Origin of the sequence: Shinella kummerowiae, from assembly GCF_009827055.1 — a bacterium.
Classification (GTDB): Bacteria; Pseudomonadota; Alphaproteobacteria; order Rhizobiales; family Rhizobiaceae; genus Shinella; species Shinella kummerowiae.
This window is the reverse complement of sequence record NZ_WUMK01000003.1, coordinates 60,861-81,000: the sequence shown is the minus strand read 5'-3', so window position 1 is coordinate 81,000 and position 20,140 is coordinate 60,861. Positions and strand designations below refer to the sequence as shown.

Annotated in this window: 15 protein-coding genes and 1 other annotated feature; of the genes, 6 read left to right on the top strand and 9 right to left on the bottom strand. The window is 62.6% G+C overall.

The genetic code is table 11. From position 1 onward, the window contains the following. Window positions 1–137: 137 nt before the first annotated feature. The 9 genes from GR138_RS08225 to GR138_RS08185 form a co-directional block, all read right to left on the bottom strand. Window positions 138–1,625, bottom strand: coding sequence for a SulP family inorganic anion transporter (locus tag GR138_RS08225; RefSeq protein WP_160858249.1), 1,488 nt, complete (start codon window positions 1,623–1,625; stop codon window positions 138–140). A gap of 69 nt (window positions 1,626–1,694) precedes the next feature. Beyond that, window positions 1,695–1,750 (bottom strand) — a sequence feature (sul1 is cis-regulatory element that is thought to sense ions involved in sulfur or methionine metabolism; They are found in Alphaproteobacteria). A 147-nt stretch (window positions 1,751–1,897) separates the two neighbouring features. Beyond that, on the bottom strand, window positions 1,898–2,170 hold the full coding sequence (locus GR138_RS08220; protein WP_160858247.1) for a helix-turn-helix domain-containing protein: 273 nt from the start codon (window positions 2,168–2,170) through the stop codon (window positions 1,898–1,900). Between the two features lie 72 nt (window positions 2,171–2,242). Then, window positions 2,243–3,118 carry a glycine betaine ABC transporter substrate-binding protein gene (locus GR138_RS08215; RefSeq protein ID WP_160858245.1) on the bottom strand — a complete coding sequence of 292 codons (876 nt, stop codon included), beginning with the start codon at window positions 3,116–3,118 and terminating at the stop codon, window positions 2,243–2,245. A 51-nt stretch (window positions 3,119–3,169) separates the two neighbouring features. After that, complete coding sequence (locus GR138_RS08210; RefSeq protein ID WP_160858243.1) at window positions 3,170–4,054, bottom strand: ABC transporter permease; 885 nt, start codon at window positions 4,052–4,054, stop codon at window positions 3,170–3,172. Between the two features lie 24 nt (window positions 4,055–4,078). After that, complete coding sequence (gene proV, locus GR138_RS08205) at window positions 4,079–5,311, bottom strand: glycine betaine/L-proline ABC transporter ATP-binding protein ProV (protein ID WP_160858241.1); 1,233 nt, start codon at window positions 5,309–5,311, stop codon at window positions 4,079–4,081. Between the two features lie 255 nt (window positions 5,312–5,566). After that, window positions 5,567–9,769, bottom strand: coding sequence for a caspase family protein (locus GR138_RS08200; protein ID WP_160858239.1), 4,203 nt, complete (start codon window positions 9,767–9,769; stop codon window positions 5,567–5,569). A 249-nt stretch (window positions 9,770–10,018) separates the two neighbouring features. Beyond that, entirely contained in the window at window positions 10,019–10,861 is an 843-nt protein-coding gene (locus GR138_RS08195) for a TIGR01459 family HAD-type hydrolase (RefSeq protein ID WP_160858237.1), read from the bottom strand. Next, window positions 10,858–12,135 (bottom strand): FGGY-family carbohydrate kinase, encoded by a 1,278-nt coding sequence (locus GR138_RS08190; protein WP_160858235.1) that lies wholly within the window; start codon window positions 12,133–12,135, stop codon window positions 10,858–10,860. Before GR138_RS08190 ends, GR138_RS08195 begins: the two co-directional genes overlap by 4 nt. Then, window positions 12,132–13,214, bottom strand: coding sequence for a class II aldolase/adducin family protein (locus GR138_RS08185; protein WP_160858233.1), 1,083 nt, complete (start codon window positions 13,212–13,214; stop codon window positions 12,132–12,134). Before GR138_RS08185 ends, GR138_RS08190 begins: the two co-directional genes overlap by 4 nt. A gap of 197 nt (window positions 13,215–13,411) precedes the next feature. Here GR138_RS08185 and GR138_RS08180 point away from each other — a divergent pair, with 197 nt between their 5' ends. From GR138_RS08180 to GR138_RS08155, 6 genes are all read left to right on the top strand, one after another. Then, the gene (locus tag GR138_RS08180; protein WP_160858231.1) at window positions 13,412–14,191 is read left to right on the top strand and encodes a DeoR family transcriptional regulator; all 780 of its coding nucleotides are present in this window, start codon (window positions 13,412–13,414) and stop codon (window positions 14,189–14,191) included. Then, window positions 14,188–15,591: an FGGY-family carbohydrate kinase gene (locus GR138_RS08175; RefSeq protein ID WP_160858229.1), complete on the top strand. Its 1,404-nt coding sequence runs from the start codon at window positions 14,188–14,190 to the stop codon at window positions 15,589–15,591. The genes GR138_RS08180 and GR138_RS08175 overlap by 4 nt, the downstream gene beginning before the upstream one ends. Next, entirely contained in the window at window positions 15,588–17,129 is a 1,542-nt protein-coding gene (locus GR138_RS08170; RefSeq protein ID WP_160858227.1) for a sugar ABC transporter ATP-binding protein, read from the top strand. The genes GR138_RS08175 and GR138_RS08170 overlap by 4 nt, the downstream gene beginning before the upstream one ends. Before the next feature lie 34 nt (window positions 17,130–17,163). Further along, entirely contained in the window at window positions 17,164–18,147 is a 984-nt protein-coding gene (locus GR138_RS08165; RefSeq protein ID WP_160858225.1) for an ABC transporter permease subunit, read from the top strand. A 68-nt stretch (window positions 18,148–18,215) separates the two neighbouring features. Further along, window positions 18,216–19,154 (top strand): ABC transporter substrate-binding protein, encoded by a 939-nt coding sequence (locus tag GR138_RS08160; RefSeq protein WP_160858223.1) that lies wholly within the window; start codon window positions 18,216–18,218, stop codon window positions 19,152–19,154. Window positions 19,155–19,239: 85 nt separating this feature from the next. Next, window positions 19,240–20,136 carry a sugar phosphate isomerase/epimerase family protein gene (locus GR138_RS08155; RefSeq protein WP_160858221.1) on the top strand — a complete coding sequence of 299 codons (897 nt, stop codon included), beginning with the start codon at window positions 19,240–19,242 and terminating at the stop codon, window positions 20,134–20,136. The last annotated feature ends 4 nt before the right edge of the window (window positions 20,137–20,140 follow it).

The window sequence follows — 20,140 nt, the reverse complement described above, 5'->3', positions numbered from 1 at the left end:
GTGGAAGCCTGTGAGACCCTTGTGAGTTGTGAAATGTCAGCGCTTCAAGGCGCATCCGGCGATGCGCGGCGCCTTCGAGGACTGCTATGGCTGCCCAGGGAGCGGAGCCTGGAGTTATTCCCCAGGCTCTTTTGCGTTCAATGAGCACTCCGTGCAGGGGAGGCGGCATGCTCCTTGTCGTGGAGAGCGAAGCGGTCGAGCATGTGCGCGCTAGCCTCGTTGACGCCGATGACGTCGACATCGACACCCTGGCGACGGTATTTGAGGACGACTTTGTCGAGGGCGGCGACGGCGCTGATGTCCCAGAGATGCGCCTCCGTGACGTCGATCGTCACCTTGCGCAACGTTTCGGTGAAATCGAAAGCGGCGGCAAAGCTCCCGGCCGAGGCAAAGAAGACCTGGCCATCGACATGGTAAGTGCGCTCCGTGCCGTCCCCGCTCAGCGTCGAGCGGACGTGGAACAGCTTGGCGACCTTGCCGGCAAAGAACACGCCGGACAGCAGCACGCCAACGAGCACACCCTTGGCGAGGTCATGCGTGCCGACCACGGTCGCGACCGTTGCCAGCATCACGATGGAGGATGACAGCGGATTGCGGCGCAGGTCGAGGATCGAACGCCAGGAGAAGGTGCCGATCGAGACCATGATCATGACGGCGACCAGCGCGGCCATCGGAATGACGCGCACGAGATCGTCCAGCACGAGGATGAGGAACAACAGGAATGCGCCGGCCACGAAGGTGGAGAGGCGCCCGCGGCCACCGGACGTGACGTTGATCACCGACTGGCCGATCATGGCGCAGCCGCCCATGCCGCCGATCAGGCTGGAGGCGATGTTGCTGGCACCCTGCCCAATGCACTCCTGGCTCTTCGAACTTGGAGTGTCCGTCATGTCGTCGACGATCTGCGCCGTCAGCAGTGATTCCAGCAGGCCAACCGCGGCAAGGGCCATGGAATAGGGGAAGATGATCTGCAGCGTCTCGAAGGTCAGCGGCACCTGCGGCAGCGCGAAGATCGGCAGCGCAGACGGCAGTTCGCCGAGATCGCCGACCGTGCGTAGGTCCAGGCCGCCCCAATAGGCTGCGCCAGTCAGGACAAGGATGGCGACCAGCGGCGACGGAATGGCCTTGGTGACATAGGGGAAGAGGTAGATGATCGCGAGACCGGCAGCGATCATGGCGTAGGTCAGTCCCGGTACGCCGATGAGTTCGGGTAGCTGCGCCATGAAGATGAGGATCGCCAGCGCGTTGACGAAGCCAGTGATGACCGAGCGCGACACGAAGCGCATGACGCGGCCAAGCTTGAGGAAGCCGGCGCCGATCTGGATGAGGCCCATCAACAGCGTGGCGGCGAAGAGATATTCGAGGCCATGCTCCTTCACGAGCGTGACCATCAGCACGGCGGTCGCTGCTGTCGCGGCGGAGATCATGCCAGGCCGTCCACCGACGAAGGCGGAGACGCAGGCGATGGCGAAGGAGGCGAAGAGCCCGACCTTCGGGTCGACGCCGGCAATGACGGAGAAGCCGATGGCTTCGGGAATGAGGGCAAGGGCGACAACGATGCCGGAGAGAATGTCGGCGCGAATGTTCGAGAACCATTCGCGCTTGTAAAGCGTCAGATTAAACATGGAAAAGTCCGCAAAGAAGTGCATCCAGACCGGACGGCGTCCGGCCTCGTGAACAGGTTTGATGCTTTGCGTTGTCTGGCGGATCGGCGGCCAGAGGAGCCACCCGGAGTTTCACCGGGTCCGGGGCGAATGGTGTGGTTATATAATGGACTCGCCGCGGGTCAATACGATTTTGGGCAATGCCGGCGAACCGGGAAATGTCTCCGTGTCGGCCTGCTCCTCGCCGGCGTCAAATCTTGCCGCCGGCGACGTTCCCGTTGCGTGCAGGAAGGTTATTTCGCCTCGGCGGGGCCTTTGCCCTGGCCGTTGAGCAACCAGGTAATGCTGACCTGAAGAATGCGAGCAAGCATGTCGAGGCGATTGGCCCTTGGCTCGGCACGGTCGTTTTCCCAGTTGTTCCAGGTTTCGGTTGTTACGCCGGCAATCGCAGAAATCTGGTCGACCGTGAGCCCGACAGCATCACGGGCAAGCGAGATGCGTCCGCCGATCGTATCGTAGGCGGTGTCGACGGCGGCACGCGAGGGAAGGGTGGTGTCGGTAAACATGGGGATGCTCCTTGTCGTGAGGAGGGGGTGTGCGCCCCGCGGGTTTTCGTGGGGCGTGGTCGAGCGCGGGCGTCAGCCGTCTTGCTTGGCAAGCCAGGCCTTGATCTGGTCCGGATGGTCCGTAATGTACTTGTCGACGGCGGCCTCATAAGAGGTTTCCTGGGCGTTGAACATCGCCGCCTCAAGATCGCCGACCGGCAGCTTCATGCGCGACAGGAAGGCCGCGACCTCCGGGTTGTCCTTCTCGAAATCCTTGCGGGCGATAACATCGACATGTTCCGCCTTGCCGAGCGCACCCTTCGGGTCGTCGATGTAGCGAAGCTCGTATTTGCCGAACATCCAGTGCGGGCTCCAGGACGTGGCGACGAACCAGTCTTCCTTGCGGACCGCCCTATCGACCGTCGTCAGCATGCCGGCCTCGCTGGAAATCTGCAGTTTGTAGCCGTCGAGCGCGTAGTCCTTGACGGCCTCTTCGGAAAGCCGTGTCAGGCCGGCGCCCGGATCGATGCCTTCGATACGGCCCTTGAGCTTGTCCTTCACGTCGTCCTTCTTGAGGTCCTCGATGGAGGAGATGACCTCCTCGGGGATGTATTGGGGCACGACCCAGCCGAGCTTGGCGCCGTCATAGACGGTGCCAAGCGTCGTCACCTTGTCCTTCACCTTGGCGAAATAGTCGGCATGGGTTTCCGGCAGCCAGGCCATCATCATGGCATCGAGGTCGCCGCGGCTGACACCCTGGTAGAGCGGTGCGACGTCGGTCTGAACCAGTTCCACTTCGCGGCCGAGTTCGTCCTTGATGAGTTTGGCGGCGAGCTTGGTGACGAATTCAGCGTCTGACCAGGCCGCCCAGCCGATCTTCACCGGCGCCTTGTCCTCAGCAAGCGCGGCGCCGAATGTTCCGGCGGCAATCCCGGCCGCGAGGCCGATCGTAACGAGGGTTTTGAACATGGGTGCTCCTTTTTTGAAGGTTTGCAAGGGGCGGCGCGGACGCCGCTATCTTCAGGCTGTCGCGGTGGAGGCCACCGGCTGTTGCGCCTGACGGCGGAAGAGGCCGCGCCAGGGTGCGGCGCGTTCCTTTCCGAGGCTCTGGGTGATCCGGTCGAGGATCACCGCGAGGATGACGACGGCGATGCCGCCCTCGAAGCCGGTACCGACATCGAGCCGCTGGATGCCGGTCAGCACCGTGTTGCCGATGCCACCCGCGCCGATCATCGAGGCGATCACCACCATCGACAGCGCCAGCATGATCGTCTGGTTGATGCCGGCCATGATGGAGGGCAGGGCGTTGGGAAGCTGCACCTTGAAGAGCAGTTGCATGGCGGTGCAGCCGAAGGCGTTGCCGGCCTCGATGAACTCCGCATGCACCTGGCGGATGCCGAGATTGGTGAGCCGCACGACGGGCGGCATCGAAAAGATGACGGTCGCGATGGTGCCGGGCACGGCGCCGAGGCCGAAGAACATCGCGGCGGGGATCAGATAGACAAAGGCCGGCATGGTCTGCATGAGATCGAGCAGCGGGCGGACGATCGCCGCGACCTTGTTGCTGCGCGCCATGGCGATGCCGAGCGGCAGGCCGATCAGCATCGCGACCAGCGTGGAGGCGAGCACCAGCGACAACGTCTCCATCATCGCCGACCACAGGCCCATATGGTCCACAAGCCAGAGCGATACGGCGGTGAAGGCGGCAAAGCCGAACCCGACGCGCCAGAGCGAAAGCAGCACGAAGATCGCAAGGCCGACGGATGTCGGCGTCGCCAGGAGCGCGGACTGGATGCCGTTCGCCACCGCGCCGATTGCGCTTGCGATGAGATCGAGCAGCGGGGCGAAATTGTCGAGAATGTAGTTGACGGCGCTGTCGACGCCGTCGCCGATATCGAAAGTCATGAGATTGTCTCCGAACGGGCTGGGTCAGGCGGTGCGATCGAGCGTTTCGAGAAGCGCCGATTTGCTGATGGAGCCGAGATAGCGGTTGGCCTCGTCGATAACAGGCAGCGGAAAAGCGCTGGCGGCGACTTTGCCGAGCACGTTGGACAGGCTTTCCGATGCGGGGATCGGCTCGATATCCGGCAGGAAGGCCTGCCGATAGGGATCCCGGGCGCCGTCCCGCGTGGTTTCGATCAGCGAATTTCGGCTGACCATGCCGTGATAGGTCTTGTCACGGCCGAGTATGATGGCGACATCCCGGTCGTAATGTTCCATGCGCTCGAGCGCGGCGGCGGCCGACACACCCTGGCGTTCGATGATCGTCACCTGTGTCTTGCGGGCGACGTCACCGGCGCGAAAAACCTGTGAGACGTCGACATTGCGGAAGAAGGACCGCACATAGTCGTTGGCGGGCTTGAGCACGATCTCGTCGGGCGTGCCAACCTGCACGACCTCCCCGTTCTGCATGATGCAGATACGGTCGCCGATGCGCATGGCCTCGTCGAGGTCGTGGCTGACGAAGACGATGGTGCGGCTGTGCTCGGCCTGGAGACGCACCAGCTCGTCCTGCATCTCCGTGCGGATGAGCGGATCGAGTGCGGAAAAGGCCTCGTCCATCAGGAGAACGGTCGGCTCGCCGGCAAGTGCTCGCGCAAGGCCGACCCGTTGTTTCATGCCGCCGGAGAGCTGGTCGATGCGGCTGTCGTCGTAGCCGTCGAGCCCGACGGCCTGCAATGCGGCACAGGCGCGCGCCTTGCGCTCCGTCTCAGCGACGCCGGCGACTTCGAGCCCGAAGGCGGCATTGTCGATGACGGTGCGGTTGGGCAGGAGAGCGAAGGACTGGAAGACCATGCTGATGTCACGGCGACGCAGTGCAATCAGTTCGCTGCGCGGCATTGTCGCGACGTTGCGGCCGTCGACCTCGATCGACCCGGCGGTGGGCTCGATCAGGCGGTTGATGAGCCGCAGCATCGTGGACTTGCCGGAGCCCGAAAGCCCCATGATGACGAAGATTTCTCCGGCGCGAATGTCGAATGTCGCATTGTTGACGCCGATGGTGCAGCCCGTCGCGGCGTGGATCTCGGCCTTGGACTTGCCGGCCTTGAGTAGATCGAGTGCTTTGTCCGGCCGATCGCCGAACACCTTGAAAACGTTCCTGATGCTGATCTTGGTCGGCCGATCGTTCGCCGCAAGATAGCTCTCAGTTGCAAATACCATATTGTCCTAGGCCCGGCTCCGGAAGCAGGGCGCTCTCCTTCGTTCTAACATGTGCCGATGAAGAAATCAGCTGGTGGGAAAACGCGCAAACAAGAGGCTTCGCAAATGCGATAGCGCGTCGCAATTCGGCCATCTTATGGCATGCCGCCGCCTTAATGTCTATGCTTTATGGAAAAAAATCCTAATCGACAGATAATCAAACCATTCCGACGGAACATTTTTGCAGGGCTGGTCGCCTGATCGGCGGGTCGCCCATCAAAACAGCGAAAACTCTCCGATCATCTGGTTGCGGGCGAGCCAGGGGGTCTGCAGGCCACCGCTTTCCTGCGAGACGCCGACCTTGACGGCGCGGAACAGTTCGGAAACCTCGAGGCTGCCGTTGCCGTTGAGATCCGCCTTCATCCGTCCTTCGCCCATGACATTCGTCAACACCGTTGTAAAAACACCGCCGTTGGCCTTGGCGGATTCCCGGGAAAGTTCCCGTCCCTTTGAGGCCGAGAGCACCACCAGGCCTGCGGGAATGGACCGTTGCAGGCCCGAGACCGCATCGTCATTGGTGGCAAAGAGGCCCGTGCCGGCGGCGCCGGAATGGCAGGCGTCAAGCAGGACGATCAGCCGCCCCTTTGTCTTGGAGAGGACACTGGCGAGGTCATCCCAGGCAAGCGAGGTTGCCTCGACGTCGTCGGCCCTGGTCGCCGAGGTCGCGATATAGAATTTGCCGTCGGCTCCCTGCAAACCGTGACCGGCGAAGAAGAACACTGCCGTCTCGCCGGGACCGACGCCCTGCGCCAATTTTTCGGCGGCGGCGAGGATCGCCGCCTTATTCGCTGCCTTGTCGGCGAGAAGAACCAGGTCTTCCTCCGGCGCATCAATCGTTTGGCCGGAGAGGGAGCGGAAGCGCGCGATCACGCGTTCCGCATCGCTCTTCGCGAAGGAAAGCTGCGAAATCCGGGTGTCCTCGTAGAGGTCGATGCCGACCGCCAGCACGCTGGTAACAGGCTTCTGGGGCTGCATACCGAAGTCGCGTCCGATCGGCAGGCTTTGCAGCCCGTCGGCATCTTCGGCAACAAGGCTCACCCATCGCGCCGCCGGTAGCCGTGCCACGTCGATCGCGATCGGTTTCGACGCATCCGACACTGAGACCCGATCGGTCAGGACACCATCCTGGTAGACGTTGACCGCGACGACCGGAAGAACACCGTGCGCAGTGACGTCACCGGTGATGCGGGCACCGCTGTCTTCGAGCGTTCCCTCCAGCGACGGCGGCGCACCGATGGTCGGCGCCCCCACCGTTTCGCTGCCGGAAAGCACCGCCTGCATCAGCCCTTCGACGCGAAGCCGCCGGTCGAATTGCTGGAAGCTGTACTGGCCACCGGCCCCGGGGAATCGCAGGTTGACGAACGCGCTTCCCTCGGGCGTTGCATCGAACTGGAAATGCGCGTTCCAGAACACGACCTCGTCGTCAATGAAGCGGCCGGACAGCAGCACGGCTGCGTCCGAAACCCTGTGGATATAGAAGGTTCCGTCGATATTCTCCTGGAGAATGTAACGGCCGCTCTCGTCCGCGAAGGCATCCTTCAGCATATCGCCCCGCGGCAGGTCCATTTTCTCGAACAGGAAGCGGCGTGACCTGAGATCGAACAGGCCGATCGTGCCAGCGGCCTTCGCATAGAACAGCAGCGCGGTGGTGCCGATGGCCTTCACGTCAAGTTTCTGTTCATGGAAGAAACGTTCCTGCGCAGCGCCGAATGTCTCTTGCTGGGCAACAAGTGCCTGCTTTACGCCAAGCGTGCCACTGCCCTGATCGAAGATCGCCAGATAGGATTTGCTGAGCTGGCTTCCCGCCGTGGGGCCGCCATAGCATATGCCGCGGACGATCCACATCATCTGGCCGCCAAGGCGAATGCGATGCGCGAGGTCCAGCGCGTCAGGCAGTTTCCCGCTTTCCAAGCCCTGGCTTACCTGTTCGCAATAGATCGCATCCATGGGTTCCGTTGCGTGCGACCATTCAAGCGGCGCCTTCATGGCGGCCATATCGTCGGAAAGCTGCTTGCTTACAGCCTTGACCCGTTCTTCGAACGGCAAGCGCGCCGTCTCATCGAACCGCTGCGTATCGTCGAGTGGCTCCAGGGTGAAGTCGGGGAGGGTGGCCTTACCCGCGGTGAAGCCGAAGGGTTGCAGGGCATCGAGCAGCGTCCGCCGAGAGACGACGCCCATGGCGGCGCGATCCAGCCGGACTGGCGCAAGGCCGCGCAGCACCGTTTCTTCCTGCGACTGGTCAATGGCGACCTGTGTTTCCTGCACGCCGCGGTTCGGCCGAACGTAGTCGCGCTTCAGCAGGAGTGCCGACAGCGCCGCGTTTTTCGTGTCACGCTCGCCGCCCGTCGAGCGCTGACCCGTATAGTGCGTATAGGCAAGGCCAAGGGGAGCATTCCATCCAGTCTCTAGGCCGATGGGTGCGGTTATCCCAATGGCTTCAGCTTGGACCCGAATGAACTCCCGCACGCCTCTCAGGCCTTCGTCGGCAATGACCAGGTTTGGATCCTGCGAGACGAAATCTTCATCCTGCAAATCGAAGGCGGCATAGCCGAGCGGTCCGGCGACGATGCCGAGCATGTTCTCGAGATCCATGTTGACGGAGGCGGAGATCGAACTGCTGCAAGCCGCGCAAGCGGTTCGCTGCTCCTCGATCATGATCGCAGGCGACAGGGTCGATGCGAGCCACGTACGGCCCCAGGGTTCGGCCTCGCTGATGACGAAGGAATCGTTGTTGAACCAGGCAAGGTCGCTGCCGCCGAGCGTCGCGACCCGCGCGCCGTCCACGAGGTCGATGACATCGAAGTTCTCGTTGCTGCGCACGGCAAGGAAACGTTTTGTCGGGGACAGCGCGATGTCGTGGCCTTCCCGGTCCAGGATTTCACTGCCGGTGGCTGTGTCGATCACCAAAAAACGGGTCTCGTTGAAAAGCACGTCTCGCCCGAGAGCGGGAATGTCGATACGCTTGTCATAGAGGGTGCCGGCGACGGGATCGTTCAGCACGATCTGCGGCGCTGCCGGTTTTACCGCAAGCGCGCCATCCCATTGCTGAAGAACGACGACCTCCTTGCAGGCTCGAATGTAGCCGACGAGCGTTGCGTGCAGGTCCATCGGGCCCGCCGAAAGCGGCAGCAGCGAGATCGTGCCGGCCGGCCCCGCGCCACGGCTATGGAGTGCCACGATCGCCCGGTTTTCCTCCTGCCTCGGCTCGATGCCAAAGGGTCCCACCGCATCCGGCGTCAAAGCGAGAAAACCCTTTCCGGTGAAGCGGACCGAACCGCTGGTGCTCAGCACGAAATAGGCGGTGATGCCGGCATTCTGCGCCTTGTTGGCCCAGGCGATCTGCACCGGCGTATTCGCGGTCGCATCCCGCGCCGGCATTTCGGTGCTGAACCCTGCAGCCAGCGCGCGCAGCGCTGCCCTCTCGTCCTCACAGGCGCCGCCGGAGCCCGTTGCATTGCTCCTGATACGCTCGACATACCGTTGCGGCGTGTCGCCGGCGCGCCAGTAAAGCCCCTGTGCAAAGGAGGCAACGACATCCGTGCGCGCTTTGGCGCGCGGCTGTTTGGCATGGAAGATGCCGGAGGATGCGCCCGCGAAGATTTCACGGCGTGTCGCGTCCTCCTTCAGTATACAGACATTGTTTGCGCCGTTGTGCGTGAAGGCGCGGCAACGGTCATCGACCTCGCAAAAGGATGCGCACTGGTCGCGGCTAATTCCGCGCAGGGCCGGATCCTTGAGCCCGCTGCGATAGTCGTGGCCAGGCAGATCAGTGTCCCAGAACCATTGCAGGCCGCTTCTCGAACCACCCTGCGCTTCGGAAACCTGTGTCTCCGCCGTGTCCTCCGCAACAAAGGAAGGGGTTTGTGCCGGACTGCATTGGGAAAGGGTCCGATCGATCTGGGCGGTCGATCCCGAGAGGCTGAAGACATGGCGGAAACCCGGATCGAAGGCGAAGGTGCGCCCCGCCTTCAATGCTTCGAGGAGAACCGTGTCGCGCCCGGCATCGATCGGTCCGGCCATCACGCCCTCCGCAACCCGCGACAGAGCGATCGAAAATGTCAGGCGGTCATCGACGACGATGCTGGGCCTGACCGCATCCGCATAGGTTCCGACATTGTAGAAAAAGGCGAATTCGGCGCGGCCTTCATTGCCGCAGCGCACGGCAAAACAGGAATATTTGCTGCCCGTGGTGTTGCAGATCGTGCCGCCCGTGCCATTGGACGCCGCAAGCGGCATCCAGCGGCCTGTCGGCTCCGTCTGTTGCTGCCGGGAGGACGGCTCGCGCCGTGCAAGCCCCCTGAACGTCTCGACCGGTCCCAGCAGGACATCACCCTTGCGCCGTTGGGCTTCGGCACCGGTCGCAAACAATAGGACGATCGCGCAAACGGCAGCGAGCGCCAGAATGAGTGACTTTCGCATGACGCACCCTTCTGCACCTGGAGAAAACCAGCCAGCCAGTTCTAGATTGCAATCCTGGGGATGCCCTATCCCGCCCCGCACACTATTGCCGACGAGAGGATTGGCGGCAAGATGAAACGGGGAGGCATATTGCAGTCCTTCGGTGGTAGCCCGCATCCCTTTGGTGGTTCTCGACAGGCGTTTCTACTTGGCAGGCTTGTTCTTGTGCTCGGAATGTCCACGACACCGAGGTCGCTCAGTCTCCGGGTATCACGTTGTGAAGCGATCCATCAGGAAATCGGGGCGCGCGCCGTGCGCGTCGGCGATTGCGGCGAGTTCGCTTTCGGAGCTGTCTGAAAGGATCCCCGTTCGGACAAGGCAGGAAGCGATACCTGCGCTGGCGGCACCCGCAATATCGTGTTCGATGCTGTCGCCGATGCACAGGATGCGATCGGCTGCCATGTCGTTCAGCAGCGCCCGGGCGTGCTGGTAGATTGTCGGGTAGGGTTTTCCGAACCAGCGGACGGGACCGCCGAGCTCCTGATAGGCAAGCGCGATACTGCCGGCGCCCGGGACAGTGATGCCGCCTTTGGCCAGTTTGTGGCGGTCGGGATTGGTGCAGTAGCAGGGTACACCGCGTTGCGCAGCCGGCTGCAAACGCTCGCGATAGGTCGACAGCGGAATCCTTTCCGCCTCGCTTCCCGAAACGATCACGATGTCTGCAAGCGCTGCATCCTCGACGGTTTCAAAACCGAGGCGGTCGGCAAGATTACGATCGCCGCCGCTCGAAATCGTCAGACAGCGGGTGTTTCCTGCGTGATCGGCCGTCTCCCCGGCGAGAATAGCGTGGGCGACGTCGCCGGAGGTCAGGAAACGGTCGAAACCCGCCCGGTCGAAGCCGAACCTGACCAGGCGCTCGGCATTGTAGTCACCGCTGCGGCCCGAGTTGGAGAGGATGATGATGGTTTTCCCAAGTGCCTTCAGATGAAGCAAGGCTGCGTTGGTACCTGGATAGGCACCATCATCATCACGCAGGACGCCGAACTGGTCGACAAAAAAGGCATCGTAGCGCTGGGCGAGGGTGGCAAGGTTTGTCTGTGGCGCGATGTTCATGGCCAGCGGGCCTTTCCGGCGAGAACGAGGGAAGCCGCACCGACCGACGCTTCTGCCGACCGCGACGCGAGAAACGGGACGCCGAGGGCATTCTCCCGCATTCTCGCCCAGGCGGGATTGGCGGCACCACCTCCGACCGTGCGGATGGACAACACCCTTGGGCCGCCAAGTTCAGCGAGCCGGTCATAGCCCGATTTTTCGATGGCGGTAATTCCTTCGAGGATCGCCTGGAAGAAGGTGAGATCATCGGAAGGGCGCGGCTCCAGGCGGGGCGGGTAGGCGGGATCATTGATGGGGAAGCGCTCGCCTGGTCCCAGCAGCGGATAATAGGCGAGACCGGTCGGCGCGTCCGGCTGCAGCTTCGACGTCATGGCTTTCAATTGCTCGCCATCGAAAAACGTGCGGATGACGGCGCCGCCGGAGTTGGATGCGCCGCCCGCGAGCCAGAAATCGAGGACGCGGTGCGAGTAGATGCCATTGTTGGCGGCATTGATCGGCAGCGCGCAGGCCAGCTTGATGACGAGTGTCGAGCCGAGCGCGGTAACGCCATCGCCAACGTTTGAAGCGCCCGTCGCCAGGAACGAGGCGCAGCCGTCCGTCGTGCCCGCGAAGTAGCGGCATTCCCGAGGCAGGCCGAGCGCCAGCCCGCCCGCCGTGATCCTCGACAAGGGCGAGCCGGCCCGTTTGACGACAGGCAGAAGGGCAATGTCCATTCCGCACGCTTCCAGCCAGTTGGGCCAACACTCGGCGGCAAGATCGTAGCCGGTCTTGAGTGCGTTGTTCTCGTCACTCGTCGGCGTGGCGAGACCGAGGTTCATCAGGATCCAGTCGGCCTGATGCATGATCGTACGCACGCCAGATCGGCGCGACAGGTGGATTGCGCGCGCGAGCGCGGATGTCTCCCCCCGCGCTGGACTGTCGGAGGGTGCCTGCGCGCCAATGCGCTCGACAATGGTGCGATCGGGGCAGGGATCGTTATACATCAGCGCCTCACCCACGGGCATTCCACCGGAATCGACCGCAAGGACCGTTCCGGACGTCCCGTCAACGGCAACGCCCTTGAGTGACGCGAAGGAGTTCCGCGAGGCAAGCTCGGCAAGGCTGGACTTGACGCCGCACCACCAGGTCGATGGCAATCGCGCGGATGCGGCATCCGGAAAAGGGTATGCTGCAATATCGACCAGCGAGCCATCCTCGGAAAGCAGGGCGGCGCGCACGCCGGAGGTGCCGAGGTCTATGCCGAGGGCGGCGACGGGCTTTCTGTCGGTGCTCATGCTTGTTTGCTCGCCTTGCGGTCGAGTGCCTGACGATATTGCTCGGCCTCCCAGTGGGTCAGTTCGTGTTCCTGGTTGGGAGTGAGATAAGCCACCGACGCGCCATCTGGAATGCGGGAGACCACTTCCGCGAGGCAGCGTGCCATCACACGGCCGCCCGCAGTGAGTTCGTTGGCAAGCAGCACACCACGGCCGGGTGCAAGGAGCATCTTCGGAACTGCAAGGTCGCGCGAGCGGCGTGCCCCCACATAGGCATCCACCGTCTCTCCATCGGCAAGCACGCCGATCTCGGTGCCCAGGAAGATGACATGATCCGGGTAGAGCGAACCGCGCGTCGCCACCGCCACATTGGCCTGGCTGAGCGCGGTCTTGTGGCTGCCGGCATCCTCGGCCACGTGGAAATCCGAACCATCCGCGAGGGCTTTCAGCGCTGCGAGATCGGCCGGCGTGGCCGGGCGCTCTTCGGCCGAGAGAGCGGCCGTAACGCGGGCAATGCGCTCACGCACCTCATCGACGGTCTCGCCGGTTACGATGATGCCGTGATTGTAGAGGATCAGCACGTCCGGTCGCGTAACGGCAACGCGGTCGATCTCATGCGCGAGCGGCGTACCTGGGCGACGATATGGGATGGTCGCCCAGGTCAAGTCGGAGAGTTTCGCCATGCGTGCCGCAATGACAGCTTCCCGGTTTGTGAGGATCGAGAGCGCGATCGCGTTGACGCAGTGATAGTGGGCAACGACGCTCTGAGGCAGGGCGGCGTGGAAACTGGTCTCGATCGAGGGGCGAAGACCGGAGGCGTTCAGGGCCGAAACAATGAAGTCCGTCGCCTTCTCGGCGCTCGGATCGCCGGCCCGTAGCGCTGCTACCAGCGGCGCTACCATTACCGGCACCATGATGTCACGCTCAGCGGCATGGGCGAGCCACGTGCCGGATGCCTTTACCCACATCATGCCATCGCGCTTGAACGACGTGTTGCCGCCGGCACCCTGCGTCTTCAGCACGTCACCGCCGATTTCTCCGGAGAGATCGAGAAATGCGTTGAAGGCCGGATTGTCTTCCGCCCGAATGTCCGAAGCCATGCTGGCCTCCTCCTCTGGATTGCTTGCCGACCCGTCAACGGTATTTCGCGATGCGATGAGCGAACTTTATTATCAAATGATATTGATGTGATTGTATGTCGTCAACAATGAAGAAAATAACTCACATGCCTTGATGGTCTTGGATTTATGTGATTATCTTCATTCATCGGCGCGGGAGATGCCGAGGAGGAGCATTCGTGAACGATACCGAGCGCCACAAGGCTATCATCGATCTTTTGCGGGAGACGCCCTTCGCTTCGGTACGGGATCTTCAGGAGCATCTCGACGTCTCTCCCGCCACGATCCGCCGCGACATCGACAAGCTTCACGAACTTGGCCGGGCGCGGAAAGTCTATGGCGGCATTTCCGCCAGCGAGGCCGGCGACAGCGGGCGCCTTTCCGCAAGGCCCTATGACGAGAACCGCGATATCGCCGTGGAGGCAAAGCGGGCCATTGCCGCCGTCGCGGCAGGGCTCGTGCGCGACGGAGATTCCATCATCGTGCATGCGGGATCGACCTGCTATGAGCTCGGCACCCTGCTTGCCCGCCGCAATCTGCGCATCTGGACCAATTCCATGCCGCTCGCAGCCCATCTCGGCGAGCACGGCACCTGCCAGCTATCCACTGCCGGTGGCGAGCTTTATCGCGAACCCGGCATTATTCACGATGCCGCTGCCGGATCGCCGGGATTCTTTGCTTCGCGCTTCTTTGTCGGCACGCAGGGTATCAGTAGCAAGGGCCTGCTCGAATCCCATCCGTTGCTCGTCAAGGTGATCGGTGAACTCGCCGCCTGTGCCGACGAGATCGTGCTCCTGGCTGACAGCCGGAAATTCTCCATTCAGCCGCGCCATGTCGCCCTGCCATTGTCGCGCATCGGCACCATCATCACCGACGACGGGCTAACCGATGCGGCTGCGAAGATGCTGGAAGATGCGGGCGTCGCCATCACCATCGCGACGATGGGAGGGGCAAGTTGAGCCAGTCTCCCATCGCCGTCTTCGATCTCGGCAAGACCAATTCAAAGCTGTTCATCGTTTCGGCCGAGGGCCAGGTGATCGACGAGGCACGGACGCGCCCCGTCTGGCGCGAGGACGCCGATCTGCGTGTTCTGGATGACGCCGCGCTCTTCCACTGGATGGAGGACGAACTCGCGCGAGCCGTTGCGATGCACGGTGTCGATCGCATGATCGTCTCCGGGCATGGCTGCACCTTTGCGCTCGTTGCGGGCGATGTGCTTGTTCATGCAATACTGGACTATGAGCAGGAGCCGCCTGCTGATATCGCCGGTCGCATCGACGCGATGGCACCCGAATTTGGCGAGACCTTTTCGCCGCCACTGCCGTTGGGTTTCAACTATGGACGGCATTTGCTCTGGCTGAACGAACGGGATCCGGCTCTCATCGCCAAGGCTGACGCCATCCTTGCCTATCCGCAATTCTGGACCTGGAAGTTTTCCGGGCGAATGGTCTCGGAAGTTTCCTATCTCGGCTGCCATTCCAATCTGTGGGCGCCGTTGCAGGATGATTTCAGCAGTCTCATCGACCGCATGGGCTGGCGTGGCCAGATGCCGGAATTCGCGCGGGCAGGCAGCGTTGTTGGCACCTACGCAGTGGTGCTCGACGGCGAACAAAGCACGACGGTCGCGGTGCACAACGGCGTGCATGACAGCAATGCGGCGCTCTACTTCTATCGCTCGCTCGGCTTCTCGGATTTTACGCTCGTCTCGACCGGCACCTGGGTCATCATCTTCAACCCGGCAAGTCCGCTAGAAGAACTCGACGCTGCACGAGACATGCTGGCCAACGTCACGGTCGACCATCAGCCGGTTGCGACCATCCGCTTCATGGGCGGTCGGGAATATGACGTTGCGAGCGGTGGCTGGGTGAAGCCGATCTCTTCGGAAACTGTGGCTGCGGTCATCGCCAAGCGGGCCTTTGCCTTGCCATCCTTCGCACCCGGCGGACCGATGCCAGGCCATGAAGGGCATTTCGCCGGCCCGCCGGTCGAGGGCGAGGAGCGGGCGGCTGTTGCCATGCTCTACGTCGCGCTTATGACGGATCTCTCTCTCGACCTTATTGGCTCGGCCAATGCGATCGTCATCGATGGCGGCCTTGTGAAGACGGGACTTTATGCTTCCGTTCTTGCGGCGTTTCGCTCGCAGCAAACCGTGCACACCAGCAGCAATCCGGAAGGCAGCGCCTTTGGTGCTGCCGCACTCGTCTTCGATACGATCGGCCACAGCCCCTTCGTCAATGACTGCGTGATCGCCGAACCGGCAACCCTTTCTGGCCTCGATGCATATCGGCGGGAATGGCGGCATCACGTTGATGCCATGGCATCGGGGAAACGGGCCACGGCAAGGGAGATGTGCGCATGACCGCAACGGCGAACGGACAGCGCGCGCTACTGGAGATGCGCGACATCAGCAAGACTTTCGGCGCATCGAAGGCCCTGTCGCAGGTAAGCCTGACGGTCCATCCCGGCGAAGTGCACGCGTTGATGGGCGAAAACGGCGCCGGCAAGTCGACGCTGATGAAGATTTTGTCGGGGGCATACACGGCCGATCCGGGCGGCTTGGTGCTGATCGATGGCGAGACGGTGACGCTCGGCGATCCGCTGAAGGCCAAGGCCTACGGCATCGCGGTCATCTATCAGGAGCTATCGCTCGCGCCGAACCTGACGGTGGCGCAGAACATGTTCCTCGGCAACGAGCCATCCCGCTTCGGCCTTGCCGACCGCGCCGAAATGCGGCGTCGGGCAGAGCCTATCCTCAAGCAGCTCGGCATCGGTTTCGATTCCTCGCGCCGCGTGGCGGAGCTGTCGCTTGGCGAGCGGCAGATGGTGGAGATCGCGCGGGCACTGACGACCAAGGCCCGCATCATCGTCATGGATGAGCCAACGACATCGCTGACGAGCCGTGAGACGGACAGGCTGTTTGATGTGATTGCCCGGCTCAAGGCGGATGGCATCGCCATCATCTATATCAGCCATCGCATGGAGGAGATCTATCAGCTCTCCGACCGGGTGAGCGTGCTGCGTGACGGTGCCTATGTGGGCACCCTCGATCGCGGGGATCTCTCCGCCAGCAAGCTGGTCTCGATGATGGTCGGTCGCGATCTTTCGTCCTTTTACAAGAAGGAGCATCGTCAGGTCGGGAGCGAACGCGCGGCTGTGCTCTCCGTCAAGAACATCGGTGACGGCAACAAGGTGCACGATTGCTCGTTCGAGGTGCGCGCCGGCGAAGTGTTGGGTATTGCCGGCCTCGTCGGTTCGGGGCGCACGGAACTGGCTCGCCTCGTCTACGGCGCCGACCACCGGACCTCCGGCGATCTGGTGCTGAACGGTAAGCCGCTTGCGATTAACTCGCCGCGTGACGCGCTGGATGCGGGCATTGCCTATCTCACCGAGGACCGCAAGGTGCTCGGCCTGTTCCTCGACATGTCGATCAGCGACAACATCAATATTGGCGTTCTTTCGGCGGATGCGAAAGCGGGCGGTGTGCGCGATTTCGCACGGGCCAGGGAGCGGGCGGTGCATGCCGTGAAGTCGCTGTCGATCCGCACGGCCGGCACGCAGATCAATGTCGGCGCCCTGTCAGGCGGCAACCAGCAGAAGGTGCTGCTCGCCCGCCTGCTGGAGACGAAGCCCAAGGCCATCATTCTCGACGAACCGACGCGTGGCGTCGATGTCGGTGCCAAGTCGGAAATCTACCGGATCATCGACGAGCTTGCCCAGAACGGCATCGCCATTGTCGTCATCTCCAGTGACCTGCCGGAAATCCTCGGCATCGCCGACCGCGTGCTCGTGATGCGCGAGGGGCGCATCGCTGGCGAGGTGACGGGGTCTGCGGAAGCGCCGATCGGGCAGGAAGCGATCATGGCGCTTGCAACCGGTTCTGCCGGCCACGCGGCCTGAAAATACACAGAGACGAAGAAGACGGGGTGGAACGATGACTGCAAGCGAAACCGAACAGGTCCGGATGGACAAGCTGAAACTGCGCTCGACACTGACGGCGCTCGGCATGCTGCCGGTCCTCGTGCTTCTGGCGATTGGCTTCCATGTGCTCAGCGGCCGGTTCCTTTCCGTCAACAACCTGTCCATCGTCATGCAGCAGGCATCGATCAACACGGTGCTGGCCGCCGGCATGACCTTCGTCATCCTGACAGGCGGTATCGATCTTTCCGTCGGCTCGATCCTTGCCGCTTCCGCCATGATCGCGGTCATCGTCTCGCTGGTGCCGGATCTCGGCATGCTCGGCATTCCGGCTGCGATCGCGGCGGGCCTTGCCTGCGGCTTCCTCAATGGTGCGATCATCGCCTGGCTGAAACTGCCGCCCTTCATCGTGACGCTCGGCTCACTGACCGCTATCCGCGGTGTAGCGCGCCTGCTCGGCGGCGATACGACCGTCTTCAATCCGGACCTGCCGTTCGACTTCATCGGCAACGGCTCGCTGTTCGGCGTGCCGTGGCTTGCCGTCATCGCAATCGCCACGATCATCGTCTCCTGGTTCATCCTGAAGCGCACGGTGCTCGGGACTTGGATCTATGCCGTCGGCGGCAATTCCGAGGCCGCGCGGCTGACGGGCATCAAGGTGCCGCTGGTGCTGCTCTTCGTCTACTCGATGTCAGGCCTCCTGTCCGGCCTCGGCGGCGCCATGTCGGCCGCCCGTCTCTATGCCGCGAACGGCCTGCAGCTCGGCCAGGCCTACGAACTCGACGCGATTGCAGCGGTCATCCTCGGCGGCACCAGCTTCGTCGGCGGGGTCGGCTCGATCTGGGGCACGCTCATCGGCGCGCTCATCATCGCCGTGCTCTCCAACGGCCTCATCCTCGTCGGGGTCTCGGACATCTGGCAGTACATCATCAAGGGCCTCGTCATCATCGTCGCCGTCGGCCTCGATCGCTACAGGCTCAAGGGGCTTGGCCGGACATGAGGTCCGGCTGAACGAACCGGTCGCAACCGGAGACAACGGCGCGGCAAGCGCCACCATAGGAGGAAAACATGCGTCTAATTTCCACGTTGCTCGTCGGCACCGCCATGGCCGTAGCACTCGCCATGCCCGCGACCGCCAAGGATCTCAACAAGATCGGCATTTCCGTCGGTCTGCTCGGCAATCCGTTCTTCGTCGCCACCATCAAGGGCATCGAAGACCGCGCCAAGGAAATCAACCCGAATGTCGAAGTCATCTCGGTTTCGGCCGACTATGACCTCAACAAGCAGGTTTCGCAGATCGACAGCTTCATTGCCGCCGGCGTCGACATCATCATGCTGAACGCCGTCGATGCGAAGGCGATCGCTCCCGCCGTGAAGAAGGCGCAGGCCGCCGGCGTCGTCGTCGCCGCCTTCGACGTCTCCGCGCCAGGCGCCGACGTCACCGTGATGACCAACAACGTCAAGGCTGGTGAAGAAGCCTGCAACTACATTGCCGACAAGCTTGGCAACAAGGGTGACGTCATCATCATCAATGGCCCGGCTTCCTCGTCGATCCTCGAACGCGTGCAGGGCTGCAAGGATGCGCTCGGCAAACATGCCGACATCAAGATCCTCTCCGACGACCAGAACGGCCAGGGTTCGCGCGACGGCGGCCTTGCCGTGATGCAGGGCCTTCTCACCCGCTTCGACAAGATCGATGCGGTCTTCGCGATCAACGACCCGACCGCGATCGGCGCCGAGCTTGCCGCCAAGCAGCTGAACCGTAGCGAATTCTTCTTCACTGCCGTCGACGGCGCACCGGATATCGAAACGTCGCTCGCCAGCGGCAATTCGATGATCAAGGCATCGGCGTCGCAGGATCCTTATGTGATGGCTGGCCAGGCGCTGAAGCTCGGCGTCGAGGTTCTGAACGGCACAAAGCCGGCCGAGCCGGTCGTGCTGCTCGACCCGCAGCTCATCACGGCGGAAAACGTCAAGGATTACAAGGGCTGGAGCGCAGCCCGCTAACATTCCTCCCAGATGGCCGGGCATGCAGGCGAAAGCGGTTTGCCCGGCCGACCTTGTTTAATCCATTTTAGAAAGCAGCCGGGATATGTCGAAGATCGGTGTCCATTCCTTCGTCTGGAGCGCGGGCTCCTCGCGTGACGAGCTTGAAAAGGCGCTCGAGAATACACACAGGCTCGGCTACAAGCTCATCGAGTTTTCCTATCTCGATCCGCAACAGGTCGATGTTCCATGGCTTTCCGGCCGCATCCGGGAACTCGGGCTCGATGTGGCGATCAGCATGGGCCTGCCGCCGGAAGGCGACATTTCCAGTGATGACGCCTCTGTCGTGGTCAATGGGACGGACATTCTCGACAGGGCTGTGGCGCTCGTGCGTGATCTCGGTGGAACGAAGCTCGCCGGCATCCTGAGTTCCGCGCACGGCAAGCAGGAGCATGCGCTGACCCGCAAGAGCTGGGACACCAGTGTTTCGGCGCTCACCAAGGTCGCAGACCGTGCCAAGGCCGCCGGCGTCACCCTCAATCTCGAAATCGTCAACCGCTTCGAAAGCAACATGCTGAACACCGCGGCGCAGGGCATGGCCTATATCCGCGATACGGGCGCATCGAATGTGTTGCTGCACCTCGACACATTCCACATGAACATCGAGGAGGCCGATGTCGGCCTCGCGATCCGCCACGCCGCCGACAAGATCGGCTACCTCCATATCGGTGAGAGCCACCGCGGCTATCTCGGCACGGGTACGATCGATTTCGCTGCGATCTTCGACGCGCTGGTGGCGATCGGCTGGGACGACTACGTTACCTTCGAATCCTTCTCCACGACGATCGTCGACAAGGACCTGTCGCTGAAAACCGCGATCTGGCGCAATCTCTGGGACGACAATATCGCGCTCGCCCGCCACGCCCATCGGTTCATCGAACTTGGCCTGGAGACGGCACGTCTCAAGGGCGAACTTGTTCGCCAGGCACACTTACCGGCTTAGAATG